This window comes from Dolichospermum sp. LEGE 00246, from assembly GCF_015207865.1.
Classification (GTDB): Bacteria; Cyanobacteriota; Cyanobacteriia; order Cyanobacteriales; family Nostocaceae; genus Dolichospermum; species Dolichospermum heterosporum.
This window is the reverse complement of sequence record NZ_JADEWA010000594.1, coordinates 1-2,703: the sequence shown is the minus strand read 5'-3', so window position 1 is coordinate 2,703 and position 2,703 is coordinate 1. Positions and strand designations below refer to the sequence as shown.

General features: G+C 40.3%; 3 protein-coding genes. All 3 read left to right on the top strand.

Annotation, left to right across the window (positions count from 1 at the left end; genetic code table 11):
* Nucleotides 1-167 precede the first annotated feature (167 nt).
* The 3 genes from IQ228_RS24445 (at nucleotide 168) to IQ228_RS24435 (ending at nucleotide 2,447) form a co-directional block, all read left to right on the top strand.
* Nucleotides 168-872, top strand: a complete 705-nt coding sequence (locus tag IQ228_RS24445) for a 16S rRNA (uracil(1498)-N(3))-methyltransferase (RefSeq protein ID WP_193964754.1) — start codon at nucleotides 168-170, stop codon at nucleotides 870-872.
* The gene (locus tag IQ228_RS24440; protein ID WP_039204844.1) at nucleotides 869-1,486 is read left to right on the top strand and encodes a TIGR04282 family arsenosugar biosynthesis glycosyltransferase; all 618 of its coding nucleotides are present in this window, start codon (nucleotides 869-871) and stop codon (nucleotides 1,484-1,486) included. The genes IQ228_RS24445 and IQ228_RS24440 overlap by 4 nt, the downstream gene beginning before the upstream one ends.
* 196 nt (nucleotides 1,487-1,682) lie before the next feature.
* On the top strand, nucleotides 1,683-2,447 hold the full coding sequence (locus tag IQ228_RS24435; protein ID WP_193964752.1) for a WecB/TagA/CpsF family glycosyltransferase: 765 nt from the start codon (nucleotides 1,683-1,685) through the stop codon (nucleotides 2,445-2,447).
* Nucleotides 2,448-2,703: the final 256 nt, after the last annotated feature.

Below are 2,703 nucleotides of genomic sequence, written 5' to 3'. Positions count from 1 at the left end.
TCAGTCAAAAAAAGGATGTTTTTAAAAGATGCGTAGCACGAAAAAAACAGTGTCATTATTTCAATCTCATGTTTTTAAACATGAGTTTTTCCTGTTCCCTGTTGCCCGTTCCCTGTTCCCTCTGAATTTCCCCTAATTTTTCCTCCTGACTTCTGACTCCTGCTAATATGTCCCAACTTCAACGCATCACTGTTCATCCCCAACAACTTCAAGCTAACAAACTTGTATTAACACCTCAACAACAACATTATTTGCTGCGGGTATTGCGCTTGCGAGATGGTGATAAATTTATTGTTATGGATGGTATGGGGAAATGGTGGTTAGCGCAGTTACGAGGGGAACAAGGAGAGATTTTAGAACCGCTGGAGGTAAAAACTGAATTACCTGTGGCTATTACCTTGATGATGGCATTACCCAAAGGCAATGGATTTGATGAAATTGTCCGGTGTTGTACTGAGTTAGGGGTAACTTGTATTGCACCTATTTTGAGCGATCGCACCCTATTAAATCCTAGCCCCCAAAAACTAGAACGTTGGCGGCGTATAGCATCAGAAGCCGCTGAACAGTCAGAACGGGCTGTAGTTCCCACCATCCTCCAACCAGTAGCTTTCAACACTGCTATCAAAGAAAATTATGCCACTCATCGTTATATCTGTGAAGCTCGTGGAGATTATCCTCATTTACAGCAGATAATCAATAAAACCGCCAATGAGATCATTATTGCCATTGGACCAGAAGGAGGTTGGACAAATCAAGAAATAGAAATAGCCAAAGAATCAGGATTTGGTCCCATTTCCTTGGGTCGTCGGATTCTTCGCGCAGTCACCGCACCCATAGTTGCCATATCTTTAATAGCAGCAAATTTTGAATGATATCTTGGAAACCATCAAAACAACACCTGATTATTTTTACCCGCTACCCAGAACCAGGGACAACAAAAACCCGGTTAATACCTGTTTTGGGTGACGTTGGTGCTGCTAACTTGCACAAACAAATGACCGAACACACTATTTTTCAGGTCAAAGAACTGCAAAGGACAACCAGAGTATCCGTAGAAGTGCGGTTTACAGGTGGTAATTTGGAAAAAATGCAAAATTGGTTAGGAAATGATTTAAAATATCAATCTCAGGGCAAAGGAGATTTGGGAGCAAGAATGGAGCGATCGCTCATCAATGCGTTTAATCAAAAAGCAGAGCGAGTCATCATCATTGGTACAGACTGCCCTGATCTAAACTCGCAAATTTTAACAACCGCCTTCGAGGAATTAAAAGTTTGTAATCTTGTCCTGGGTCCTGCCCTAGACGGTGGTTATTATTTAATTGGGTTACAACAACCAATAGCAGAATTATTTACAAATATTTCCTGGGGAACCGCTCAAGTATTTGTAAAAACAGTAGAAATTGCCCAGAAGTTAAACTTATCAATGAGCTATCTGCAAACTTTAGCAGATATTGATCGTCCAGAGGATCTTAACCCCACTTTCTGATGTTATGAGGTACAGTTTTCAATCGCCAAACCTGTAGGGGCGCAGGGTCTGCGCCCTCCACTATATTTCATGAAACCGAGAATTGCTGTAACACCTAAACTGTTTTACTTGACAAATTCTTGTCGTTCATTCAGGGAAAAACTTGATACACTAATCTTTATCAAACATTCTCCTAAATTCTGATTTTAAAAAAACTATGTTTAAATTCCCGCAAGCATTACCCGTACTAGGCTTACCAGTGCATATAATGAATAATTATCCAAACTGGTTATTAGATTGTTTAAAAGCAGGTAAAGGGACTCACGTAGTCACCCTCAATGCCGAAATGACTATGCAAGCAGAGCGCAATCTCCCATTAGCAAAAATTATTAAAAATGCTGAATTAGTTATTCCTGACGGCGCAGGAGTAGTTCTCTATTTACAATTTTTATTAGGACAAAAAGTCCAACGGTTTCCCGGAATTGAATTAGCCGAGAAACTTTTACAAACAATAGCTCAAGAGCAAACATCCACCTCAATATTTTTCTATGGAGGCGCACCAGGAATAGCCGCCAAAGCCGCAGATTTATGGCAGAAACAACTTCCCACCCTCAAAATATCTGGTACACATTCTGGTTATCATTCCCCAGCAGCAGAAGAACAGTTATTGCAAACTCTCATCCAAATCCAGCCACAGGTAATATTTGTTGGTTTGGGAGTACCACGTCAAGAATTATGGATTGCTGAACACCGTCATTTGTGTCCCCACTCAATTTGGATAGGTGTTGGTGGTAGTTTTGATATTTGGTCAGGTGGAAAAACTCGCGCCCCCCGTTGGTTAGCAAATAATAACTTAGAATGGCTATATAGACTATATCAAGAACCTTGGCGCTGGCAACGAATGTTAGCCTTACCAGAGTTCGCCTTTAAATCCTTAATTTATCGTTGGACTCATAAAGATGTCAATAGTTGGGAGTTCTGAGTGCAACGGTAATAGGGAAACAGTTCGCAACGTAGGGGCGCAGGGTCTGCGCCCAGAATTCAGTAACAACAACAATGAGAAATCTGTAATGTACCAAATTATTGATAATGGTGCGTTACGCTGTCGCTAACACACCCTACTAAAAAATTTTTGCATATTTTGCACAAATGCTACAGTGCTTTCTAGATGAATATTATGTGCAATTTGATCAATTATTTGTAATTTAACAAAGTTACATTTTTTGGTCTGTCTCTTA

Coding starts and splice junctions, on each gene's coding strand:
- IQ228_RS24445 (WP_193964754.1), top strand. CDS start 168: ATGTCCCAACTTCAACGCATCACTGTTCATCCCCAACAACTTCAAGCT.
- IQ228_RS24440 (WP_039204844.1), top strand. CDS start 869: ATGATATCTTGGAAACCATCAAAACAACACCTGATTATTTTTACCCGC.
- IQ228_RS24435 (WP_193964752.1), top strand. CDS start 1,683: ATGTTTAAATTCCCGCAAGCATTACCCGTACTAGGCTTACCAGTGCAT.